This is a genomic window from Geodermatophilus sp. SYSU D00691 (genome assembly GCF_054050275.1).
In genome coordinates this window covers 1-20,476 of the sequence record NZ_JBJGYZ010000040.1, presented here as the reverse complement: position 1 = coordinate 20,476, position 20,476 = coordinate 1, and the positions used below count along the sequence as shown (strand labels likewise).

The window sequence follows — 20,476 nt, the reverse complement described above, 5'->3', positions numbered from 1 at the left end:
GGCTCGGGAAGGGTTGTGCACGACCTACCCGTCGGCCCCGGATCCATGCAGCCGCTCGAGCAGCCAGCGCGGGCCGGTGACCGTGGTGCCCGCCGGCAGACGGGCCCGCAGTCCGCGATCGGCGGTGACCACCAGCGGCGGGTCCCCGGCGCCGGCGAGCGCGGCCGCCCGCGCCGCCAGGGCGTCGTCCCCGCTGCCGGGCGCCCGGACGACGTCGACGCCGTCCGGTGCCGCCACGTCCCGGGCCTGCCCCTCCACGACGACCACCACCCCGGTGACCTGCAGCGGGGCGCCGTCCGGGCCGGTCGTCGACGTCCCCGGGAGCACGGCCAGCCGGGCGAGCAGCCGCGCGGTCGCGCCCGCCCGGTCCCGCCACCAGCCGTCCGGCCGCGAGCCGACCACGTTCGCCGCGTCGACCAGGACGACGGTCACCGCGTCCCCCGATCGGGCGACGGGCGGCGCCGTTTCCGCGGCCCGGCCTGCGGGAATCCCCTGTCCGACCTGCGACGGAGGAGGCCGGGCATGGCGATCCACGAGGACCGCGACGGGACCACCACGACCGAAGGGTCGCATGCGACCCGCGGCACGGCCCGCGACGCGGTCGCCGCCCAGCGGGCGCGCTTCGGCGGCATCAAGTGGGGGGCGGCGTTCTTCGGCTGGCTGTCGGCCAACGGGCTCGCCGTCGTCCTGATCGCCCTGCTGTCGGCCGCCGGCGTCGCGATCGGCCTCACCAACGGCGTCGACACCGCCGACGAGGCCGCCGCACAGGCCGACACCCTCGGCCTGGCCGGCGGGATCGGCGTCCTCGTCGTCCTCTTCCTCGCCTACCTCGCCGGCGGCTACGTCGCCGGGCGGATGGCCCGCTTCGACGGCGCCCGCCAGGGGCTGGCCGTGTGGCTGATCGGGCTGCTCGTCGTGGTGCTGCTCGCGCTCGCCGGGGTGGCGCTCGGCGCCGAGTACAACGTGCTGCAGCAGCTGAACCTGCCGCGCATCCCGGTCGACGAGGGCACCGCCACCACCGCCGGGATCATCACCCTGGTCGCGATCCTCGTGGTCACGCTGGTCGGCGCGGTCCTGGGCGGCAAGCTCGGCGACCGCTACCACCGGCGGATCGACCGCGCCGGTTTCGACCTCTGAGCGTCACCCCCGGCTCGTAGGCTGCCCGGCATGTGCCGGAACATCCGACCGCTGGCCAACTTCGAGCCCCCGGTGACCTCCGAGGAGGTCCAGGCGGCGGCGCTGCAGTACGTCCGCAAGATCAGCGGGACGACGCGGCCGTCGCAGGCGAACACCGAGGTGTTCGAGCAGGCCGTGGCCGAGGTGGCGGCCGCCTCGCAGCGGCTGCTCGACGCGCTGGTGACGACGGCGCCGCCCAAGGACCGCGAGGTGGAGGCGGCCAAGGCGCGCGCCCGGGCTGCCGCGCGGTACGGGACGCCCGCCTAGCCGCCGACGTCCCGCGGGTCCGGCGTGCGGAACGGCACGTCGTCGCGCGGCAGGTCCGGCGGGTCGTCGGGTGGATCGGCCCGGTCGCCCGGCTGGGCGTGCGCGACGTCCGGCTCCTCCCCCTCGATCCCGAACCCGTCGGCCGGCTCGGGGGCACCGGCCCCCGGGTCGGCGGCCGGGATGCCCTGGTCCGGCATCCCCTGCTCCGGCTCGAGCGGACTCGTCGTCGACATGCCGCCGCGATACCCGCTCGTGCGGCATCCTTCCCGGGCACGGGTGAACAGCAGGTGAACGGGCAGCGGGACGGCATTCGGCTGAGAGCGAGGCGTGGCCATGAGCGTGGAGGTGCGGCAACGTCCGGGGCGGGACGACGGCGAGCCCGGCGAGACGCACCAGGAACGGGTCAACCGGGAGCTGATCGAGCTCCTCAACGAGCTCCGGGTCGCGCTCCCGGGGGTGCAGTTCCTCTTCGCCTTCCTGCTGGTCGTGCCCTTCTCGCAGGGCGTCGAGGACATGACGGCGTTCCAGAAGGACGTCTACTTCGTCAGCCTCGTCGCCGCGGCCGTCGCGACCGGTCTGCTCATCGCGCCGACGGCCCAGCACCGGATCCTCTTCCGCAAGCACGACAAGGAGGCGCTGCTCAAGCGCAGCAGCAAGTCGACGATCGCCGGCACCGCGGTGCTGGCGGTGGCCATCTGCTCGGCGGTGCTCCTCGTCGTCGACGTGCTGTTCAGCGCCACCCAGGCCTGGATCACCGCCGGGGCGGTCGCCGTGCTCCTCGCGTGGTGGTGGTTCGCCACGCCGCTCTACCAGCGGGCCCGCGGCCGGGCGGACGACGAGGGCTGAACCCGCGGGCGGGTTGCCTAACCTCTAGCGCGTGACCTCGACGGCGCTCCGTGGCGCCCCCGCGCCCGCCGACCGCCGCGACGCCCGCAGCCGCCGGTGGCTGCTCGAACTGCTCCCCCCGGCCCTGGTCCTGCTCCTCGGCGGGCTGCTGCTCGCGCCGGGGCACGGGCTGTGGTTCGACGAGCTGTTCACCGCCGAGGTCGCCCGCCTGCCGCTGGGCGACGTCCTGGCCGCGGTGGCCGCCGGCGAGGGGACGGCGAGCTACCTGGCGGGCGTGCCGCCGTCCTACAACGCGCCGTACTACGTGGTCGCGCACGCCTGGGTCTCGCTGCCGGGCCTCGGCGGGGACACCTCGCTGCGGGTGCTCTCGCTGCTGGCCACCGCCGGCGGGCTCGCGCTGGTCACCCGCGCCGTCACCCGCCTGGCCGGACGGCCCACCGGGGTGCTCGCCGGGCTGGTGCTCGCGGTGAGCCCGCTGGTGCTCGAGCAGGCGGTCGAGGCCCGCAGCTACGGCCTCGCCGTGCTGGCCACCGGCGGCGCCGCGCTCGGCCTGGCCCGCTGGCTGGCCGGCGCGCCGCGGGGGCTGCTGCTGTTCGGCCTCGCCGGGGCCGGCGCGGGCCTCATGCACTGGTACGCGGTCACCGTGGTCGCCGCGCTCGTCGTCGCCGGGCTGCTCCTGCGCGGCCGGCGGGCGCTGCCGCTGGTCGCCGTCGGCGCCGCGGCCGCGCTGCCGACCGCCGCGCTGATCGGCGTCAACCTGCTCAACGGCACCGGCGCGCGCAACGCCGAGCACCTGCGCGACACCGGCGGGCGGCTGGCCGACCTGGCCTTCGCCGCCTGGACCGGCCGCTCCTGGCCGCTGCTGTTCCTCACCGCCGGCCTGGCCGTCGTGGGCGGGCTGCGCGGCGCCGGGGTCCGGGTGGTCGGGACGGCGTGGGCGGTGGTCCCGCTGCTGCTGCTCACGCTGGCCGAGCTGGTGCGCCCGGTGTACCTGCCGCGCTACCTGCTCGCCGGGCTGCTCGGCATCGGCGTCCTGGCCGCGGCGGGTGCCTGGGCCCTCCCCCGCACCGCGCGGCTGCCGGTGGCCGGGCTGCTCGTCGGCCTGGCGCTGCTGGTGTCCTCGCCGCTGTTCGTCCGCGAGGCGCGCGAGCGGTCCGACGACGTCGTCCGCCACCTGGCGAGCGTGCAGCGGGCCGGTGAGCCGGTGGTCGCCGCCGACCAGCGGTCCGCGCTCGGTCTGGACCACTACGTCCGGTTGCTCGCGCCCCGGCTGCGCGCCGACGTCGTCCTGCCCCCCGACGACGCCCCGCCCGGCGAGGACCGGGTGTGGGTGGTCCGCCGGCTGATCGACGGCGAGCCGGAACCCACCGACGACGACGAGATCCTGGTCGGCGCCGGGCTGCGCCTGGTCGACGAGCGGTCCTTCCCCGGGTCGAAGACCGACCTCGTCGTCCAGCTCTGGCTGCGGTAGCTCACGCCGCCCGAGGCCCCGGCAGCGCCCGGTGGATCTCGTAGCCGGGGTACGCAGGTAGCTCCTCGTCCACGACCAACCGGATGCCGTCGAGCTCGACCGGGCCGTCGCGGCCCTGCGACACCAGGAGGTCGCGGACCTCTGGCCGGATGCGGATCTCGACGGGCTCGGCGACGCCGGGGCGCCGGGCGATCGCCAGGATGTCGTCGAGGACATCAGGTGGGTGCCAGTGGGTGGTCATGCTGCGCGCTCCTGGTCGTGCCTACCAGGGCAACGCACGAGGGTCGGGAAGGATGCCCGCTAGCGACGACGGCGGGCGCGCGCGGCCCAGAGCAGCGAACGGGCCGACTGCCGGAGCCGCCGTGCGGAGGTCCACGCCGACCGGCCCTCGGCGCGGCGGGCGCGCTCGACCGGGATGCTGGTCACCGGACGCCCGGCCAGCCCGACGGCGAGCACCACGCTCGGCGCCCGCGCGGCGAGGACGGCGTCGCGCACCGGCCGGGTCATCGCCAGGAAGGCCCCCGCGTCGGGCGGCAGCCCGGTGAGGCGGGCGGCCAGCCGCCGGTGCAGCGCGCCGGTCCCGCGGCGCACGGCCGGCTCGTAGCGGCCGCGGCGGCCGGCGAACACGGCGTCGACGTCGCCGCGGGCCAGCCGGTCCAGCAGCCGGGGCACCGCCTCCGGCGGGTCCTGCAGGTCGGCGTCCATGCAGACCCACACGTCGACGTCGTCCTCGGCGGCCAGCCCGACGGCGAGCGCGGCGTGCTGGCCGACGTTGACGGTCAGGCCGGTGATCGCCACCCGGCGGTCGGTGGCGGCCAGCTCGTGCGCGACACGGACGCTCTCGTCGGGCGAGGCGTCGATGACCAGCCGCAGGTGCCAGTCGTGACCGTCGAGGGCGGCGGCCAACCGCTCGCAGAGCGGGCGCAGCGTGCCCGCGTTGCGGTACACGGGCACCACCACGGCGACGCGCACCCCGGCGCTCACGTCTCGGCGCGCCACGTGCGGGCCAGGCCCTCGGCGAGGTCGACGGCGGGCGCCCAGCCGAGCAGGCGCCGGGCCGCGCCGGGGTCGCTGACCCAGTCGGCGCTGTCCCACTCGCGGCCCGGGTGGGCGCCGGGCGCGGTCGCGACCCGCCGTCCGGTGACCCGCTCGGCGGTGGCCACCAGCTCCTCGGTGCTGGTCTGCACGCCGGTGCCGACGTTGAGCACCGCGCCGGCCGGCAGGTCGTCGGCCAGCGCGGCGCGCACGCACGCGTCGACGACGTCGCCGACCCACACCCAGTCGCGCCGGCTGACGCGTGCCGGGAGCGGCACGACCGCGCCCGTGCGGGCGGCGGCGAGCACGACCGGGACCAGCCGGGTGGGGTGGTCGTGCGGGCCGTAGACCTGGAAGGCGCGCAGCACGGCGGCGCGCACCCCGCGCTCGGCCGCGGCGGCCTGCAGCAGCAGGGACCCGGCCGCCTTGCTCGCCCCGAAGAAGCCCCGCGGGCGCAGGGCCGCCGACTCGTCCAGCGGCGCCGGCCCGGCGGCGTACTCGGTGGAGGAGCCGAGCCGGACCACCGCGCGGCACCGGTCGGGCAGCGCGTCGACCAGCCAGGGGCTGGTGTTGACCGCGACGGTGGCCGCCCGCTCGGCGGGGGTCGCCTTCGCCCGCGCGGCGGCGAGCGAGAAGACGACGTCGGGGTCCGCGGCGCGCACCGCGGCCGCGCCGGCCGCCGGATCGGCGAGGTCTACGTCGGCCCGGGTCAGCCCGACGACGTCCCACCCGTCGGCGCGCAGGCGCTGCACCAGGTGCCGGCCGACGAACCCGCCGGCCCCGGTGACCAGGGCCCTCACGCCGGCGAGGGGACCGGCTCGGCGACGCCGCGGCCGGTCACCGCCGCCACGAACCGCGCGCAGCGCTCCGCGGTCTCGGCGGGCCCCGCCGCGCGCAGGTCGTCGAGGGCGGCCAGCAGCCGGGGCACCTCGACGAACGGGTCGCGCCCGACCATGTCGGCGGTGAACGACCGGCGCAGGAAGGTGAAGTCGACCCCGAGGCGCACGAGCTCGCCGGCCAGCAGCACGCCGGGCACCGGGCTCCCGCCGCCGGGCAGGGTGAGACCGGCGACGCCGAAGGGCACGTCGACGACGGAGCGGACCTCCTCCACGGTGCCGTCGACGAGCGGTTCGAACAGCGAGTCCGACCGGCGGTCGATCCGCAGGTCGTTGAGCCCGACGTAGACCCGCGACAGAGGCCGCCGGGCGAGCGCGGCGGCCCGGTCGACGGCGTCCTGGGTCTCGATCAGGATGCCGACCCCGCACCGGCCGGCGACCGCGTCCAGCGTCCGGTCGACCTCGTCGGTGGTGCGGACCATCGGCAGCAGGATCTCGTCGGCGCCCCGCGCGACGGCGACCTCCACCTCGCCCGCCGTCCACGGGCCGAACCCGTTGACCCGGCAGAGGATCCGCCCGTCGACCGCCGTCCGCATGCGGGTGAGGTCGGCCGGGGTGTCGCTGTTGATCTGGGTGTCCTCGCCGGCCTGCCGGCGGGCCTTGCCGCGGCGCTCCCAGTCGACCACGATCCCGGCCGCGCCGGCGGCCAGGACGTCGCGACCTCGTCCTGCATCGACGGTGAAGAGGAAGAGATCCACGGGGTTAGCGTAGGCATTCCTAACCGCGGTTCACAGCCGGGGCACGGCACCGTCCGCCGGGAACGCCAGCGCCGCGCCGCGCACCGAGATCGAGACCTCCTGACCCGCGACCGGCAGGTGCATCCCCTCCAGCCGGGCGGCCACCGACTCCCCAGACGGCAGGTCGAGCCACACCCGGGCGTCGTGGCCGAAGAAGTCCACGCTGCGCACCCGCGCCGCCGGCAGCGCCGGGTCGGGCTCGCCGAGCCGCAGCTGCTCGGGGCGCAGCAGCACCCGCACCGGCCCCTCGCCGGGGGCGCCGGCGACGGGCAGCGGCCCCAGCACCGACCGGGCCCGCCCGCCGCTGACCTCCGCCTCCAGCAGCACGGCCTCCCCGACGAAGGTGGCGACGTCGAGGTCGCGGGGGCTGCGGTAGAGGGTCCGCGGGTCGGTGAGCTGCACCAGCCGGCCGCCCCGCAGCACGGCCACCTGGTCGGCGGTCGACAGCGCCTCCGCCTGGTCGTGGGTGACCAGGACGGCGGTGGCGCCGGCGGCGCGCAGCGCGGTGGCGACGGCCTGCCGGGTCTCCTCCCGCAGCGAGGCGTCCAGCGAGGAGAACGGCTCGTCGAGCAGCACGAGCGAGGGCCGGGGCGCGAGCGCGCGGGCGAGCGCGACCCGCTGCTGCTGACCGCCGGAGAGCTGGTGCGGTGAGCGCCCGGCCAGCTCCGGGTCGAGGCCGACGAGGGCGAGCAGCTCGCGCACGCGGGCGGCGTCGCGGCGCTCGCGGCGGGGCAGGCCGAAGGCCACGTTGCCGGCCACCGACAGGTGCGGGAACAGCCCGCCCTCCTGCGGCACGAACCCGATGCCCCGTCGGCGGGCGGGCACGCTGCGGCCGGCGCCGGCCACCACCGTGTCGCCGACGGTGATCGTGCCCGCGTCGGGGTCGTCGAAGCCGGCGATCAGCCGCAGCAGCGTCGTCTTCCCGCAGCCCGACGGGCCCAGCAGGGCGGTGAAGCTCCCCGTCGGCACGGACAGGTCCACGCCGGTGAGCACGGGCGTGGCGCCGAACGACTTCGTCACCTGCTGGACGGTCAGGGAGCTCATGTGGTCAGACCTCGTCGGGCGTCACGGGAGAGCAGGACGGTGGCCGGCGCCGAGAGCAGCACCATGACCAGGGCGTACGGCGCGGCGGCCCCGTACTCCAGGGCGCTGCTGGCCGACCAGAACGCGGTGGCCAGCGTCGTCGTCCCGGTCGGGGCGAGCAGCAGGGTGGCGGTCAGCTCGGTGACCACCGCGAGGAAGACCAGCGCGGCGCCGGCGCCGATGCCGGGGGCGAGCAGCGGCAGCGTGACCCGGCGCAGCCGGTCCAGCGGCGAGGCGCCCAGCGACGCGGCGACGTCGTCGTAGAGGACCGGCGACTGCTCCGCCGCGGCCCGCACGGTCACCACCGCCCGCGGGAGGAAGAGGATCGCGTAGGCGGCCAGCAGCACGGGCACCGTCTGGTAGAGCCACGGCGTCGCCCGGATGCTGAGCGTCACCAGCGCCAGCGCGATCACGATGGCCGGGACGGCGCTGCCGAGGTAGGTGCTGCGCTCGAGCAGCGTGCTGACGCGGCCGCGCACCCGCACCGCGAGCCAGCCGGTGGGCACCGCGAGCGCCGTCGTGACCACGGCCGCGACCGCGGCCAGCGCGAGGGTGCTGCCGGTGGTGGCGAGCAGCCGCGCCCCGTCGAAGGTGGCGGAGGTGCCGCGGACCAGCCAGAGCACGAGCACGCCGAGCGGCACGGCCAGCGCCAGGGCCACCAGCGCGGTCAGGCCGGCGAGCGCCGGGGCGGTCGCCGCCCCCAGCGCCACCGGCCGGCCCGGGCGGGCCGCCCCCCTGCCCGTGCGGGCGAACCCGTGCCGGCCGCGCAGCCGCAGCTCGGCGAGCAGCAGCCCGAGGCACAGCAGCACCAGGACGCCGGCGAGCATCGTCGCGCCGGGCCCGTTGAACGTGGCGCGGTACTGGTCGTAGATCGCCGTGGTGAAGGTCGGGTAGCGCAGCATCGCGAAGGCGCCGAACTCGGCGAGCAGGTGCAGCGCGACCAGCAGGCTGCCGCCCAGCACCGCCACCCGCAGCTGCGGCAGCTGCACCCTCCGGAACACCGACCAGTTCGACAGCCCGAGACCGCGGGCGGTCTCCTCCAGCGCGGGGTCGAGCCCGCGGAACGCGGCCACCGCGGGCAGGTAGACGAACGGGAAGTAGGACAGCGTCACGACCAGCAGCGCGCCGCCGTAGGTGTCCAGCCCGGGCAGCAGGGAGATCCAGGCGTACCCGTTGACGAACGCCGGCACGGCCAGCGGCGCGACGAGCAGCACGTGCCAGACCCGCCGGCCGGGGACCGAGGACCGCTCGGTGAGCCAGGCCGCGCCGACCCCCAGGACGGCGCAGCAGGCGACCGTGCCGACGACCAGGCGGGCCGTGTTCCACAGCAGCTCGGCCACCCGCGGCCGGAAGACCAGCTCGCGGACGCCGGACCAGCCGACGTCGGCGGTGTAGTAGGCGATGTAGCCGAGCGGCAGCAGGGCCAGCGCCGCGACGGCGGCGGCCAGCAGCAGCGTGACCGGGTGCCGGCGCAGCCGCCCGCGGGCAGGACGGACCCGGCCCGCGGGCGCCGCCGTCGGCCCGGGGCCGGTGGTGAGCCCGGCCGCGACGCTCAGAGCAACCCCACCTCCTGCATCAGCTCGGTGACGGTGGGGGCGTCGAGCGACCCGGGGTCGAGCTCGGGGGCCTGGAGGTCGGCCAGCGGCGGCAGCGCCTCGGCCGAGGCGACGTCGACCCCGACGGCGTACTCGAGGGCGTCGCTGTCGGCCAGCCGCTCCTGCGCGGTCCGGCTGGTCAGGTACTCGACGAGCCGCTGGGCGTCCTCCTGCTGGTCGGAGGAGGCGAGCACCCCGGCGCCGGAGACGCTGACGAAGGCGCCCGGGTCCTGGTTGCGGAAGTAGTGCAGGACGACGTCGTCACCGACGAGGCCGTTCTCGGCCTGGTCGCGGTACCAGTAGTAGTGGTACATCACGCCGAGGTCGACCTCGCCCTCGTCCACGGCCTTCATCACCGCGGTGTTGCTGGCGTAGATCTCGGCGTTGCGCTCGAGGCCCTCCAGCCAGGCCCTGGTCTCCTCCTCGCCGCGCAGGGCGAGCACCGCGCTGACGATGGCCTGGAAGTCGGCGCCGCCGGCCGCGATCCCGACACGGCCCTCCCACTGCGGGTCGGCCAGGCCGAGGATCGAGGGCGGCAGCTCGTCCTCCGAGACCGCGGCCGGCTGGAAGCCGAGCACGGTGGCGCGCGCGGCGAAGCCCGTCCAGGTCCCCGACGCCGGCCGGTACTGCGGACCGACCTGGTCGAGGGTCGCCTGGTCGAGCGGTGCCAGCAGGCCGGCCTCGTCGACGACGTGGATGGACGGGCTGTTCTCGGTCAGGAAGACGTCGGCCGGGGACGCCTCCCCCTCCTGGACGATCTGGTTGGCCAGCTCGGAGTCGTTGCCGTCCCGGAACTCCAGCTCGATGCCCGTCTCGGCGGTGAAGTCCTCGAGCATCGCCCGCACCAGGCTCTCGTGCTGGGCGCTGTAGACGGTCAGCGTCTCGGCGTCGGCCCCCTCGGCCGACCCGCAGGCGGCGACGGCGACAAGGGTGGCGAGAGCGGTGGCGGGGGCGACGACGACCCTGCGGAGCCTGAGCACGAGCTGATCCTCCCAGAAGATAGGCGAGGCACACCTAAGCAGAAGGATCCCGCACACCGGGACCTCCGCCCTCGGGCGGCCCCGCCGCCTGCGCTACAACTCGGGGGTGACCGGACCGACCATGCGCCAGGCCCGCTTCGCCGAGCTGACCGGCCGGGAGGTGTACGGCCTGTGCCGGCTCCGGGTCGACGTCTTCGTCGTCGAGCAGGAGTGCCCCTATCCCGAGCTGGACGGCCGCGACACCGAGCCGGGCACCGTGCACCTGTGGTTCGAGGCCGGCGGCGAGCCGGTCGCGACCATCCGGGTGCTGCGCGAGGCCGAGGGCCGGGCCATCGGGCGGGTGGCCACGGCCACCGGGTGGCGCGGGCAGGGTCTGGCCGCGCGCCTGCTCGACGCCGGGATCGCCCTGTGCGGTGACGCCCCGATCACGCTCGGCGCGCAGGCGCACCTCGAGGGCTGGTACGAGCGGTTCGGGTTCCGGCGCAGCGGTCCCGGCTACGTCGAGGACGGCATCCCGCACGTCCCGATGCGGAGGGGTGAGGGCCGGGGGCCCGGCGCACCCCCGTGAGCGCCGGGACACCCGGTGTGACCCAGGACGAACCTTATCGATGACGATCAAGTTCCGCTTTGGCGACATCGACGAAGATCCGATCGAGGACTGGCACTGCTTCGACAGAAGTCGCCCACTGCTGTCGGTCACGTACCGTCAAGGGGTGACACCGGAGGAGATCCGCCGCGCCGCCGACCGCGTCGAGGAGGTGGCCCGGCAGGCGCCGAGGGGCGACTGGCGGGTCGGCGGGCTGCTGGCCAGCCGCCCGGAGGTGGTCGCCCACCGGCCGGACGGCGCCACGGAGCACGTGGCCGAGGTGCGGGCCCGCAGCGCCCGGTGGATCGTGGGCCTCTCCCCCGCCGTCGCCGGCCCGCTGGCGGCCTGGCTGCGCTCGGCCGCGCGGAGCGAACCCGTGGACGAGGCCGCGGTACGCGTCGCCCGCGTCCTGCTGGAGCGCCTCGGCTGATCGGTCGGCCGCGCCGCCCCTGGGTGGCGCCGGCCCGCCGCGGCCTCGGCGACGACGGTCGCCACCCGGGCCGCCCGGGTCTCGGATCGGGCGGCTCCACGAGGTCCTCCACCTCGTCGGGCGCCGTCCAGGAGCCGTCGGCCCGGGCGGCCGCGACGACCGCCGTCCCCCGCGCCGTCATGAGCCCCGCGTCGGTCAGCCGGGCGACGCGCTGCTCGTCGGCCCGCGACCACCGGCTCCCGGGCCGCGGCGAGAGGTAGAGCATGGCCCGGGCGTCGTCGAGGCGGCGCGGCCGGCTGTCGACCCGGCCGGCGCAGAGGCACTCCTCGACGATGTCGTCGCAGCCGAGCAGCCGGCCGGGCCCCTCGTCGTCGACCAGCCACACCCCGCCGGACCGTTCCGCGTTCTCGGCCAGCCACGCGCGCCACTCCTCACGGTGGCGGCCCGCACGGGGCCGTCCGGCCGGGACCCGGTCGTCACCAGGCCACCCCGGGTTCATAGGTGCCGAAGCTCCACTCACCGCCCTCGGGGTCGAGCACCCGCGCCCGCCGGGTGTGGAACGGCGTCCGCTCCGGCGGGAACACGGAGCGGCCGCCCGCGGCGACCGCCCGGTCGTGGCACCCGTCGACGTCCTCGACGAGCAGGTAGAGGCCGTCGCCGGTCGAGCTGCCGACCAGCGGGGGGCGGACGTAGTCGGCGTCGTTGCTGGAGACCATGAGGACGACGTCGCCGAGGCGGACCTCGCAGTGGACCACCCGGCCCGTCTCGTCCTCCTGGCGCCGAACGGTCTCGAAGCCGACGGCGGTCAGCCAGTCGAGGGCGGCCGGGGCGTCCCGGTAGCTGCGGTAGGCGAAGAGCCGCGCCATGGGCGGAGGCTAGTGGCGCGCAACCGTGTGGCGGAAGACCGTCCCGGCGGGTCAGGCCTGCGTCCGGAACGGCCCGGTGACCGCGAGGACGTAGCCGGGATCCTCCGACCCGCCGTCGCCCTGGATGTTCGCGAACAGGAAGCGGCGGTCGGCCGAGAAGGCCGGGCCGGTGAATTCCGCGGTGCTCGCCTCGTTGCGGGCGAACAGGTAGGTCTGCCCCGACGGCGTGGCCCCCACGAGGTGCTGCCGGCCGGCCCCGTTCTCGGCGACGATCACGCCCCCGTACGGAGAGACGGTGATGTTGTCGGGCCCGTCGACGTCGCCGTCGGGGTCGGCGGGCGTGCAGGCGAACCGCAGCCGCAGCGTGATCGTCCGCGCCTCGGGGTCGAGGAACCACACCTGGCCGTCGTGGTCGGTGCCCTGGCCCTCCGAGCGGCGGGCGTAGGAGGAGACGACGTAGGCGCCGCCGCCGCCCCACCACATCCCCTCGAGCTTGCGGCCGCGGGTGACCGGGCGGGCGTACGCCTGGCGCCGCGTGGCGGTGGAGCGGGCGTCCCGGTCGGGCACCGCCACCCACTCGACGCGGTAGGACGTGCCGACGGCGGTGGCCTCGGACAGGTCGGCCACGTGCCGGGTGCCCGACAGCGCGCGCATCGCCTCCAGGGCGCCCTCCGTGGCGCCGAGGGTCCGCAGCGAGCCCTTGCCGAGCGGGACCCGGTCGCCCGGCGGCGTCCACCGGTAGAGCAGCCCGTTCGGCCCCGACGCGTCCTCGGTGAGGTACATCCGGGAGGTGGCCGGGTCGACCGCGACCGCCTCGTGGGCGAACCGGCCCAGCGCCCGGACCGGCTGCGGGTCCCGGTTGGCCTGCTGGTCGAGCGGGTCCACCTCGAAGACGTAGCCGTGCCGCCGGCGCAGCGCGCCGCCGGCGACGGCCTCGGTCTCCTCGCAGCTGAGCCACGTGCCCCACGGGGTCACGCCGCCGGCGCAGTTCCGGTAGGTGCCGGCGAGGCTGACGTACTCGCGGACCCGGTCGCCCCGGGCGTCCACCTCGAGGGTCGTCGTCCCGCCGCCGGCACCGCTGTCGTAGGTGTAGCCCGGGATCGCGGGCACCCGGTTGCGCTCGGCGCCCCCGATCTCGTGGTTGACCACCAGCACGCTGCCGCCGCCGGGCCGCGGGAAGCAGGCGGTGCCGTCGGGAGCGGCGGGCGTGGGCTGGCCCGTGGTCAGGCGGGTCACGCCGACCTGCGCCACCACGCGGTAGCCGAAGCCCGCCGGCAGCCCGAGGACCCGGCGCGGGTCGGCGACCAGCGGCCCGTACCCGGCCGCCAGCGCGGGCCGTGCGCCGAAGACGGCGTCGGCGCTGCCGATGAGGAGGATGCCGAGCCCCGTCGCGGCCCCGCGGCCGAGGAAGGACCGCCGGGACAGGTCGGCCGGTGACGCATCGCCGCGCGTCGTCATGCCCCGGAGTGTGCTCACCGGCGCAAGCGAGTGTTAGGCCTCTAACCGTTAGGCGGCTAAGGTGCGCTCATGGCCCCCGGACAGCTCCCCATCGGCCTGCTGGTCGGCCGCACGGCCAAGGCGCTGACCCGGGCGTACGACGACGCGCTGGCCGCCGTCGGCGGCTCGGCGGCCACCTGGCAGGTGCTTTCGTCACTGAAGAACACAGCGCCCGGGAGCCACCGCGAGCTGGCCGAGGCGATGGGCATCCGGCAGCCCACGCTCACCCACCACCTCGACGGCATGGAGCGGGCCGGGCTGGTCACGCGCGCCGCCGACCCGGGCAACCGGCGGGTGCAGCGCATCGCCCTCACCGACGCCGGGGAGCAGTTGTTCCTCCGGCTGCGCCGGGCCGCGGCGGCCTTCGACGGCCGGCTCAAGGCCGGCCTGGACGACGACGAGGTGGCCGAGCTCCGCCGCCTGCTCGCTCACCTGGTGGAGAACTCCCAGCCCGACTGACACCATCGCCGCGTGGCTCGGCGGCCGTTCGCGCACGACGCGGTGCTCGCGATGGCACCCGGTGAGGACGAGCGGGCGCCGGGCGGGGCGATCACCGTGGCTCTGTGCGGCAGCTGGGAGCACGAGCCGCCGTGCCCCCTGGCGCCGCACCACACCAGGGCGGACCGCAGCGGCGAGGAGGTCGCGCTGCGGATCCTGTTCGCCGCAGAGCCCGACGACGAGCAACGGGTGCGGGCGGGCATCGCCGACGCCTTGGCCCGCGGGACGGGCGGGACGCCGGACGGCGCGGTCGTGCGGTGGCGGCTGGTCAGCTCGTCGGCGTCGGAGGTCCGGCCGGCGGAGCGGGAGCACGCGGACCGGCTGGCCCGGGGCTGAGCGATCCGGCGCAGGCGGCGGCCCGGTCGAGCAGCAGCGTCCGCTCGCGCTCGTTGCGGGTCAGCGACGCCGCCCGCTCGTACTCGGCGCGGGCCTCGCCCAGCCGGCCGAGGCGCTCCAGCAGGTCACCGCGCACGCTGGGCAGCAGGTGGTACCCGCGCAGCGCGGCGACCTCGCGCAGCGCGTCGACCAGCTCCAGGCCCGCGGCCGGGCCGTACGCGCGCGACACCGCCACCGCCCGGTTGAGCTCCACCACCGGCGACGGCGACAGCTCGGCCAGCGCCTCGTAGAGCGCGGCGATCCGCTCCCAGTCGGTCTCCTCGACGGTGCGGGCGCGGGCGTGGCAGGCGGCGATGGCGGCCTGCAGCGCGTACGGGCCGAGCGCCCGGCCGGTCGACTCCGCGCGCTCGAGCGCGGCCAGGCCGCGGCCGATGAGCACGTGGTCCCAGCGGCTGCGGTCCTGGTCGGCGAGCAGCACCGGCGCGCCGTCGCGCCCGACGCGGGCGCCCAGCCGGGAGGCCTGGATCTCCATGAGCGCCACCAGGCCGTGCACCTCGGGCTCGTCGGGGGTCAGCGCGGCCAGGATCCGCCCGAGCCGCATCGCCTCCTGGCAGAGGGTGGGGCGGACCCAGTCCTCGCCGGCGGTGGCGGCGTAGCCCTCGTTGAACACGAGGTAGAGCACCTCGAGCACCGAGGAGAGCCGGGCGGTGAAGTCGGGGCCGGCCGGCACCTCGAAGGGCACGCGGGCAGCGGTGAGCGTGCGCTTGGCGCGGACGATCCGCTGCGCCAGCGTCGACTCCGGCACGAGGAAGGCCCGGGCGATCTCGTCGGTGGTGAGACCGCCGACCAGCCGCAGGGTGAGCGCGACCCGCGCCTCCCGGCTGAGCACCGGGTGGCAGGAGATGAACACCAGCCGCAGGACGTCGTCCTCGACCACCTCGTCCAGCGCCGCCGCCCAGTCGGGCTCCTCGGCCTCCGGCAGCTCCCGGCCGAGCTCGGCGGTCTTCCGGCGCAGCGTCTCGTTGCGGCGGAAGGTGTCGACGGCCCGGTGCTTCGCCGTCGCCATGAGCCACGCACCGGGCCGGTCCGGGACGCCGGACGACGGCCACTGCTCGAGGGCGGCCACCAGGGCGTCCTGGGCCAGCTCCTCGGCGAGCCCGACGTCGCCGGTCACGCGGGTGAGCGCGCCGACGAGCCGGGCCGACTCCATGCGCCAGACGGCGTCGACGACGCGGTGGACGTCCACCGCGGTCATCGACGCCGTCCCGCCGGTGCCGGGCGCGTGCTCAGCTGCCCTGCTGCGCCTCGACCGAGGCGCGGACCCGGTCCTCCTGCTCGCGGATCGAGTCGGTGTAGGCCTCGCCGAAGTCGTCGGCCTCGAACACCTGCCGGACCTCGATCTCGGTGCCGCGGAACGGCGCCTTCTTCACCCACTCCAGCACCTCCTCGCGCGAGGAGACCTGCAGGATCCAGTAGCCGGCGATGAGCTCCTTGCTCTCGGCGAACGGACCGTCGATCACGGTCCCCTTCCCGTCGGCGTCGAAGCGGACGCGGGCGCCCTTGGAGCTGGGGTGCAGCCCCTCGCCGGCGAGCATGACGCCGGCCTTGGCCAGCTCCTCGTTGTACGAGCCCATCTCGGCGAGCTCCTGCTCGGTCGGCATCGCGCCGGCCTCGGTCCGCTCGTCGGCCTTGACGATCACCATGAAGCGCATCGGGCTGTCCCTTCGTCGGTGGCGGGGCCGCTCCCCGCTCTGCACGAACGTCGAACGGCCCGCCGCCGGATCGACACGGTCGCGGGAGATCTCCCAAGATTCTTTCAGGACGCCGCCGACGGGCTCAGGTCGGCCGCGCCGAAGGAGACGTTGAACCGGTCGCACCACACCACGACGCTGGTGAAGGAGGCGGCGTCCACCCCCTCGGGGACGACGTAGTTCTGGTCGCCGATGTTGCCCTTGAGCGGGCCGAGGTCGAGGTACTCGTCGTCGAAGGCGTCGTCGGGCCCGGTGGCGGTGTTCTGCGACAGCCAGACGACCAGCACCGGGCCGTTGGACGTCTCGAAGCCCTCGAAGCGGATGATCACCTGGCCGTCGGGCAGCTGCAGGACGCGCGCGGTGCCGACCGTCTCGTGCTCGCGGGAGACGAAGGTGCCGCTGGCCAGCTCGACCGGGCCGGTCGGCGCGGGCGGCTCGGTCGGGTCGGCGGTGCCGGACCCGTCGGCCTGCGGCTCGGTGCCGTCGGTCTCCCCGGCCGCGACGCTGGGCAGCGCCTCGTCGACCCGCTGGTCGTAGAAGAGCTTCTGGGGCTGGAACCACACGAGGGTGACGGCGGCGAGCACCACCAGCACCGCTGCGACCGACCAGATCCACGTACGTCGCCGGAGAGCCATGGCGGCGGAGGGTAGCGGCGGCGGAGCCGGCGGAGCGGGGTTCGGGACGCCGTCCGACCCGCCGCTGGCGCGCAGGGCCCCCGGGGTGGTAGAGGCCACCCCGAGGGCCCGGGTCAGCGGCTCAGACCGGGCCGGCGCAGAGGACGGTGCCCTCTTCGCCCTCGGCGCCCTGCCAGATCGGCTGGGTCGTCTCGGGGAAGTCCACACAGGTGTTGGGATCGGCGAGGTACTCCTCGTACGTCTGCTCGCCCTCCTGCACCCCGATCACCCTGAACACCGCATCCGCGGAGTCGCAGTCGACCTCCTCGGCTTCGCCGGCGGCGCTGATCGTGGCGCAGTCGCCCTCCTCCAAGCGGCCGGAGCCGAAGAACAGAAGGGCGAGCACGACCACCGCGACGAGCAGGACGACGCCGGCGACGATGCCGATCACCTTGCCCTTGCCGCCGCTTCGCGGCCCCGGGCCCGGGGCACCCTGGCCGGGGGCCCACTGCTGGTAGGGCTGGCCCTGCGGCGGCTGGCCCTGCGGGGGCTGACCGGGCGGGGTCCAGCCGCCCTGCGGGCCGGGCTGGCCGGGCACCGGCTGGCCGGGGGCGTGCTGGCCGGGGGGCGGCGGCGCCCAGCCCGACGGGGGCTGGGGGGCGCCCGGCGGCGGGGGCGGCGGCGCCTGCTGCGGCCCACCGGCCGGCGGGGGCGGCGGCGGGGTGTGCTGCGGTGCGCCCGGCGGCGGGGGCGGCACCGACGGCAGCTGGACGGCCCGCGTGGGATCGGCCGGCCGCTGCGGCGGCTGGTTGTCCTGGCCGGGGTGGGTCATCGTTGCTCCTGGGAGTTGCCTGCATGCGGTCGCGGCAGCATCCCCTGGGGCGCTGCGGCCCGGGCATCGTGACACGCCGAGAGCGACACGCCCACGGATTCCCGGCCGGTCACCCCCCGTCGACGTCGAGCGCCTCGTCCGGGGGTCCCTGGCTCACCGCCACCTGCTGCGGGGCGACCCCGGGGCCGGCGACGACCGCCCGGTCGGCCTCCCCCGGGTCGCCGACGACGGCGGCCCCGGCGGTCAGCGCCGCCTCCCGCAGCAGCTCCCCGGACGCGGACAGCAGCTGCACCGAGCCGGCTCCCGGCGGCGCCGACACCAGCACCGAGCGGCGGTCGCCCTCGGAGGTCACCACCTCGCACTCGGCGGCCACCAGCAGGTCGTCGAGCGCGGTGCCGGCCGGGTGCACCGCCGTCCCGCACGGCCGGGCCACCGGACCGTCGCCGGTGGCGTACCCGTAGGCGGTGGAGGTGACGACGGCGCCCGAGGGCACGGTCACGGCGACGACCACCGCCCGCGCGTCCCGGCCGAAGTGCTCCGGGAGCGGCGTGGTCCACAGCGTGGCGACGTCGACCGCGTCGGCCGGCAGCCCCGTCGGGTCGAGCACCCGGTGCACCGCCGTCACCACGGCCGCGGCCGGCGCCGTGCCGCCGCCGCGCACCGGCGGCCGGGTGAGGACGGCGGAGGGGTCGAACGGCTCCGGGCCGTCGGCGAACGTCTTCGCGGTGGGCCCGGCGCCCACCAGGACGCCGTCCCGCTCGACCCGGAAGCGCAGACCGGTGCCGGTGGTCCCGGCCGGGGCGCGGTGCACCACCGTGCCGTCGACGGCGGGGTCGGCGGTCCAGGTGCGCCCGAAGGACCCGTCGGCGTCCACTTCGACGCCGGTCGAGAAGAGCACCGTGTCGCCCGGCTGGCAGAGGACCAGGACGACGGTCCCCTCGGCGGTGGTGCGGGCGTAGCCCAGGGGGCGGCCGGGCCGCAGCCCGCCCTCGCTGCCCCCGGCCTCCAGGTCGGCCGCGGGAGCGCCCGCGGGCCCGGTGAACCACCGCGCGACCGGCCGCCCGTCGACCACGCCGGCCACCAGGGCCCACCGCACGCCGTCCCCGTCGCCGGCGAAGACGACGCGGTGGGTGGCCGCCGGCGCCTCGGCGCCGTCGACGTCGGTCACCCGGCGGTCGAGCACCTCCTCGAGGAACGCCGTGTCGCCCGCCAGCGAGCCGCGCACCGGTTCGGTCCACTCCGGCCCGCCGGCCGGCGGCGGGGCCTCGGTGGCGGGCGCCCCGCGGTCGGCCGGGGCGTTCCCGCCGAGCACGGGCACGAGCACGGCGAGCGCCGCGACCAGGCACGCCGCGCCCGCGGCCAGCGCGATCCGGCGGCGCCGCCCGGTGCGGAACCGCTCGAGCACGTCGTCGACGGCGCCGTCGTCGTCCGGGCCCCGGACCGGCACCCGGCCGGCGACGTCGACCAGCCGGTCGCGCAGTTCGGTCTCGAAGGTCATCGCCGTCCCGCCTCTCGCCGTCCCGCCTCCGGTCGGCTCGCGCCGGGGGCGAGCAGGGTGCGCAGCCGGGCCACCGCCCGGGAGCTCTGGGTCTTCACCGTGCCGACCGAGCAGCCGAGCAGCTCGGCGGTGTCGGCCTCGGAGCGGTCCTCGTAGAACCGCAGCACGACCACCGCCCGCATCCGCGGGGGCAGGGTGCGCAGCGCCGCGAGCAGCTGCTCGTCGCGGTCGGCCTGCGGGCGCTCGGCCCGGTCGGGCACCGCCTCGATCACCTGCTCGGTGCTCGACAGCCGGCGCCGCCAGCTGGTGTGGGTGGTGACCAGCACGCGCCGCACGTACGCGGTCGGCTCACCGCGCGCGCTGATCCGCCCCCAGTGCCGGTAGGTCTTGAGCAGCGCCGTCTGCACGAGGTCCTCGGCGTGCCCGTGGTCCCCGGTGAGCAGGTAGGCCGTGCGCAGCAGCGAGCGGCGCTGCTGCACGACGAACCGCCGGAACGCGTCGTCGTCCTGCGCGGCCATCGCCCACCCCCAGCCGTCCCTCACCCGGGTACACGCCGCGAGCCGCGGGCCGGGTTGACAGCCGCCCGGTCAGAGCCAGGGGGCCAGGGCCGGCAGCGGACCGTCGGCGGTCAGCCCGTCCCCGGTGCTGCGGCCGGTGACCCACGCCGTGACCGCCGGCAGCGACCCGGCGACGGCCAGCGCCCCGGTCCCCCACTCGCGGTCGCCGGCGAAGACGACCACGTCGGGCACCGTGTCGCGGCGGTCCCACATGCGGAACACGTCGTCGACCAGCGCGGCCTGCACGTCCTCGGGGACGTCGGCGAAGGTGACCCCGGTGTCGAGGTCGACCGCGTGCACCCAGACCTCGCGGCAGCGCATCCACGGCACCTCCGCGGCCGGCACGGTCCGCCCCTGGAAGGTGCGCACGTCGGCCGTCCAGGCCTCCTCGGGCATCTCGCGGACGGCGTCGACCAGCCGCTTGGTGGCGAGCAGCACCTCGCCGCGCAGCTCGTCGGACCCCAGCCGGGCGGTCTCGGCGATCCCGGCGTCGCGGGCCTCCTGGGAGGGGTACATCGGCGTCTCGACCCCGGTGCGCGCCCAGGTGAGCAGGTTGACCAGGGCGTCGGCGTTGCGGGCGACGTGCGCGAGCACCGTCCGCCGCGACCAGCCGGGCAGCCGCGACGGGCGGTCGAACTCCTCGTCGACCAGCCGGCCGAGGGCGGTGGCGAGGTGCCGCTCGCCGTCCTCCCACCAGGGGAGCGTCTCCGGGACCATGGCGCGACGCTAGCGATCCGGAGCCGCGGGCACGACCTCGCGGGCGAGCCCGGCGCCGACCTCCTCCAGCAGCGCCCCGGCGTCGGCCATGGCACGGGCCCGGTCGCCGCCGGCGGCGTCCACCACCGTGCGGACGGCGGCGATGCCCGCCCTCCCCCCACCCCCCCCGGGCACCCGGGACACCCCCCCCACACCGCACACCCGCCCC

General features: G+C 76.7%; 27 protein-coding genes. 8 read left to right on the top strand and 19 right to left on the bottom strand.

The annotated features are described in order from the left end of the window. Positions 1–24: 24 nt before the first annotated feature. Positions 25–432 (bottom strand): hypothetical protein, encoded by a 408-nt coding sequence (locus ACI797_RS23480; protein ID WP_456861951.1) that lies wholly within the window; start codon positions 430–432, stop codon positions 25–27. 90 nt (positions 433–522) lie between these two features. On the opposite strand from ACI797_RS23480, the gene ACI797_RS23475 reads away from it, so the two are divergent. Continuing rightward, positions 523–1,137 carry a hypothetical protein gene (locus tag ACI797_RS23475; RefSeq protein ID WP_456861949.1) on the top strand — a complete coding sequence of 205 codons (615 nt, stop codon included), beginning with the start codon at positions 523–525 and terminating at the stop codon, positions 1,135–1,137. Between the two features lie 30 nt (positions 1,138–1,167). After that, positions 1,168–1,443, top strand: a complete 276-nt coding sequence (locus tag ACI797_RS23470; RefSeq protein ID WP_456861947.1) for a DUF2277 domain-containing protein — start codon at positions 1,168–1,170, stop codon at positions 1,441–1,443. Here the strand turns inward: ACI797_RS23470 and ACI797_RS23465 are convergent. After that, the gene (locus ACI797_RS23465) at positions 1,440–1,676 is read right to left on the bottom strand and encodes a hypothetical protein (protein WP_456861945.1); all 237 of its coding nucleotides are present in this window, start codon (positions 1,674–1,676) and stop codon (positions 1,440–1,442) included. The two genes, ACI797_RS23470 and ACI797_RS23465, sit on opposite strands and share 4 nt — an antisense overlap. Before the next feature lie 100 nt (positions 1,677–1,776). Here ACI797_RS23465 and ACI797_RS23460 point away from each other — a divergent pair, with 100 nt between their 5' ends. Both ACI797_RS23460 and ACI797_RS23455 read left to right on the top strand, forming a co-directional pair. Further along, positions 1,777–2,289 (top strand): DUF6328 family protein, encoded by a 513-nt coding sequence (locus ACI797_RS23460; RefSeq protein ID WP_456538705.1) that lies wholly within the window; start codon positions 1,777–1,779, stop codon positions 2,287–2,289. A gap of 31 nt (positions 2,290–2,320) precedes the next feature. Next, positions 2,321–3,760: a hypothetical protein gene (locus tag ACI797_RS23455; RefSeq protein ID WP_456861943.1), complete on the top strand. Its 1,440-nt coding sequence runs from the start codon at positions 2,321–2,323 to the stop codon at positions 3,758–3,760. 1 nt (position 3,761) lies between these two features. On the opposite strand, the gene ACI797_RS23450 is transcribed toward ACI797_RS23455, so the two are convergent. From ACI797_RS23450 to ACI797_RS23420, 7 genes are all read right to left on the bottom strand, one after another. After that, complete coding sequence (locus ACI797_RS23450) at positions 3,762–4,001, bottom strand: hypothetical protein (RefSeq protein WP_456861940.1); 240 nt, start codon at positions 3,999–4,001, stop codon at positions 3,762–3,764. Between the two features lie 59 nt (positions 4,002–4,060). Continuing rightward, entirely contained in the window at positions 4,061–4,744 is a 684-nt protein-coding gene (locus tag ACI797_RS23445) for a glycosyltransferase (RefSeq protein ID WP_456861938.1), read from the bottom strand. Further along, complete coding sequence (locus ACI797_RS23440) at positions 4,741–5,595, bottom strand: NAD-dependent epimerase/dehydratase family protein (RefSeq protein WP_456861936.1); 855 nt, start codon at positions 5,593–5,595, stop codon at positions 4,741–4,743. Before ACI797_RS23440 ends, ACI797_RS23445 begins: the two co-directional genes overlap by 4 nt. Further along, positions 5,592–6,389, bottom strand: a complete 798-nt coding sequence (locus ACI797_RS23435; protein ID WP_456861934.1) for an aldolase/citrate lyase family protein — start codon at positions 6,387–6,389, stop codon at positions 5,592–5,594. Before ACI797_RS23435 ends, ACI797_RS23440 begins: the two co-directional genes overlap by 4 nt. A gap of 30 nt (positions 6,390–6,419) precedes the next feature. Then, on the bottom strand, positions 6,420–7,472 hold the full coding sequence (locus tag ACI797_RS23430) for an ABC transporter ATP-binding protein (RefSeq protein ID WP_456861932.1): 1,053 nt from the start codon (positions 7,470–7,472) through the stop codon (positions 6,420–6,422). Next, positions 7,469–8,851 carry an ABC transporter permease gene (locus tag ACI797_RS23425; protein ID WP_456861930.1) on the bottom strand — a complete coding sequence of 461 codons (1,383 nt, stop codon included), beginning with the start codon at positions 8,849–8,851 and terminating at the stop codon, positions 7,469–7,471. Before ACI797_RS23425 ends, ACI797_RS23430 begins: the two co-directional genes overlap by 4 nt. A 212-nt stretch (positions 8,852–9,063) precedes the next feature. Next, positions 9,064–10,086 carry an iron ABC transporter substrate-binding protein gene (locus tag ACI797_RS23420; RefSeq protein WP_456861928.1) on the bottom strand — a complete coding sequence of 341 codons (1,023 nt, stop codon included), beginning with the start codon at positions 10,084–10,086 and terminating at the stop codon, positions 9,064–9,066. A gap of 106 nt (positions 10,087–10,192) precedes the next feature. Here ACI797_RS23420 and ACI797_RS23415 point away from each other — a divergent pair, with 106 nt between their 5' ends. Together ACI797_RS23415 and ACI797_RS23410 are read left to right on the top strand one after the other, a co-directional pair. Then, positions 10,193–10,654 carry a GNAT family N-acetyltransferase gene (locus tag ACI797_RS23415; protein ID WP_456861926.1) on the top strand — a complete coding sequence of 154 codons (462 nt, stop codon included), beginning with the start codon at positions 10,193–10,195 and terminating at the stop codon, positions 10,652–10,654. 145 nt (positions 10,655–10,799) lie between these two features. After that, positions 10,800–11,102 carry a hypothetical protein gene (locus ACI797_RS23410; RefSeq protein ID WP_456861923.1) on the top strand — a complete coding sequence of 101 codons (303 nt, stop codon included), beginning with the start codon at positions 10,800–10,802 and terminating at the stop codon, positions 11,100–11,102. 476 nt (positions 11,103–11,578) lie between these two features. Here the strand turns inward: ACI797_RS23410 and ACI797_RS23405 are convergent, their stop codons facing one another. Next, a complete protein-coding gene (locus tag ACI797_RS23405) occupies positions 11,579–11,968 on the bottom strand; it encodes a VOC family protein (protein WP_456861921.1) in 390 nt (129 codons plus the stop codon). A 51-nt stretch (positions 11,969–12,019) separates the two neighbouring features. Further along, on the bottom strand, positions 12,020–13,426 hold the full coding sequence (locus ACI797_RS23400) for an alkaline phosphatase PhoX (RefSeq protein ID WP_456861919.1): 1,407 nt from the start codon (positions 13,424–13,426) through the stop codon (positions 12,020–12,022). Positions 13,427–13,495: 69 nt separating this feature from the next. Here ACI797_RS23400 and ACI797_RS23395 point away from each other — a divergent pair, with 69 nt between their 5' ends. Both ACI797_RS23395 and ACI797_RS23390 read left to right on the top strand, forming a co-directional pair. Next, on the top strand, positions 13,496–13,924 hold the full coding sequence (locus tag ACI797_RS23395) for a MarR family winged helix-turn-helix transcriptional regulator (protein WP_456861916.1): 429 nt from the start codon (positions 13,496–13,498) through the stop codon (positions 13,922–13,924). A gap of 12 nt (positions 13,925–13,936) precedes the next feature. After that, positions 13,937–14,299, top strand: a complete 363-nt coding sequence (locus ACI797_RS23390; RefSeq protein ID WP_456861914.1) for a hypothetical protein — start codon at positions 13,937–13,939, stop codon at positions 14,297–14,299. Here the strand turns inward: ACI797_RS23390 and ACI797_RS23385 are convergent. From ACI797_RS23385 to ACI797_RS23350, 8 genes are all read right to left on the bottom strand, one after another. Then, positions 14,232–15,554: an RNA polymerase sigma factor gene (locus tag ACI797_RS23385; RefSeq protein WP_456861912.1), complete on the bottom strand. Its 1,323-nt coding sequence runs from the start codon at positions 15,552–15,554 to the stop codon at positions 14,232–14,234. The two genes, ACI797_RS23390 and ACI797_RS23385, sit on opposite strands and share 68 nt — an antisense overlap. 31 nt (positions 15,555–15,585) lie before the next feature. Continuing rightward, positions 15,586–16,011 carry a YciI family protein gene (locus ACI797_RS23380; protein WP_456861910.1) on the bottom strand — a complete coding sequence of 142 codons (426 nt, stop codon included), beginning with the start codon at positions 16,009–16,011 and terminating at the stop codon, positions 15,586–15,588. A 104-nt stretch (positions 16,012–16,115) separates the two neighbouring features. Further along, positions 16,116–16,685: a DM13 domain-containing protein gene (locus tag ACI797_RS23375; protein ID WP_456861908.1), complete on the bottom strand. Its 570-nt coding sequence runs from the start codon at positions 16,683–16,685 to the stop codon at positions 16,116–16,118. 121 nt (positions 16,686–16,806) lie between these two features. Continuing rightward, a complete protein-coding gene (locus ACI797_RS23370; RefSeq protein ID WP_456861906.1) occupies positions 16,807–17,496 on the bottom strand; it encodes an LppU/SCO3897 family protein in 690 nt (229 codons plus the stop codon). 109 nt (positions 17,497–17,605) lie between these two features. Beyond that, positions 17,606–18,994: a hypothetical protein gene (locus ACI797_RS23365; protein WP_456861904.1), complete on the bottom strand. Its 1,389-nt coding sequence runs from the start codon at positions 18,992–18,994 to the stop codon at positions 17,606–17,608. Continuing rightward, entirely contained in the window at positions 18,991–19,512 is a 522-nt protein-coding gene (locus ACI797_RS23360) for a SigE family RNA polymerase sigma factor (protein WP_456861902.1), read from the bottom strand. The genes ACI797_RS23365 and ACI797_RS23360 overlap by 4 nt, the downstream gene beginning before the upstream one ends. A 69-nt stretch (positions 19,513–19,581) precedes the next feature. Beyond that, positions 19,582–20,268: a maleylpyruvate isomerase N-terminal domain-containing protein gene (locus ACI797_RS23355; RefSeq protein ID WP_456538725.1), complete on the bottom strand. Its 687-nt coding sequence runs from the start codon at positions 20,266–20,268 to the stop codon at positions 19,582–19,584. Between the two features lie 9 nt (positions 20,269–20,277). Then, a partial coding sequence (locus ACI797_RS23350; RefSeq protein WP_456861900.1) for a hypothetical protein occupies positions 20,278–20,476 on the bottom strand: 199 nt, incomplete at its 5' end.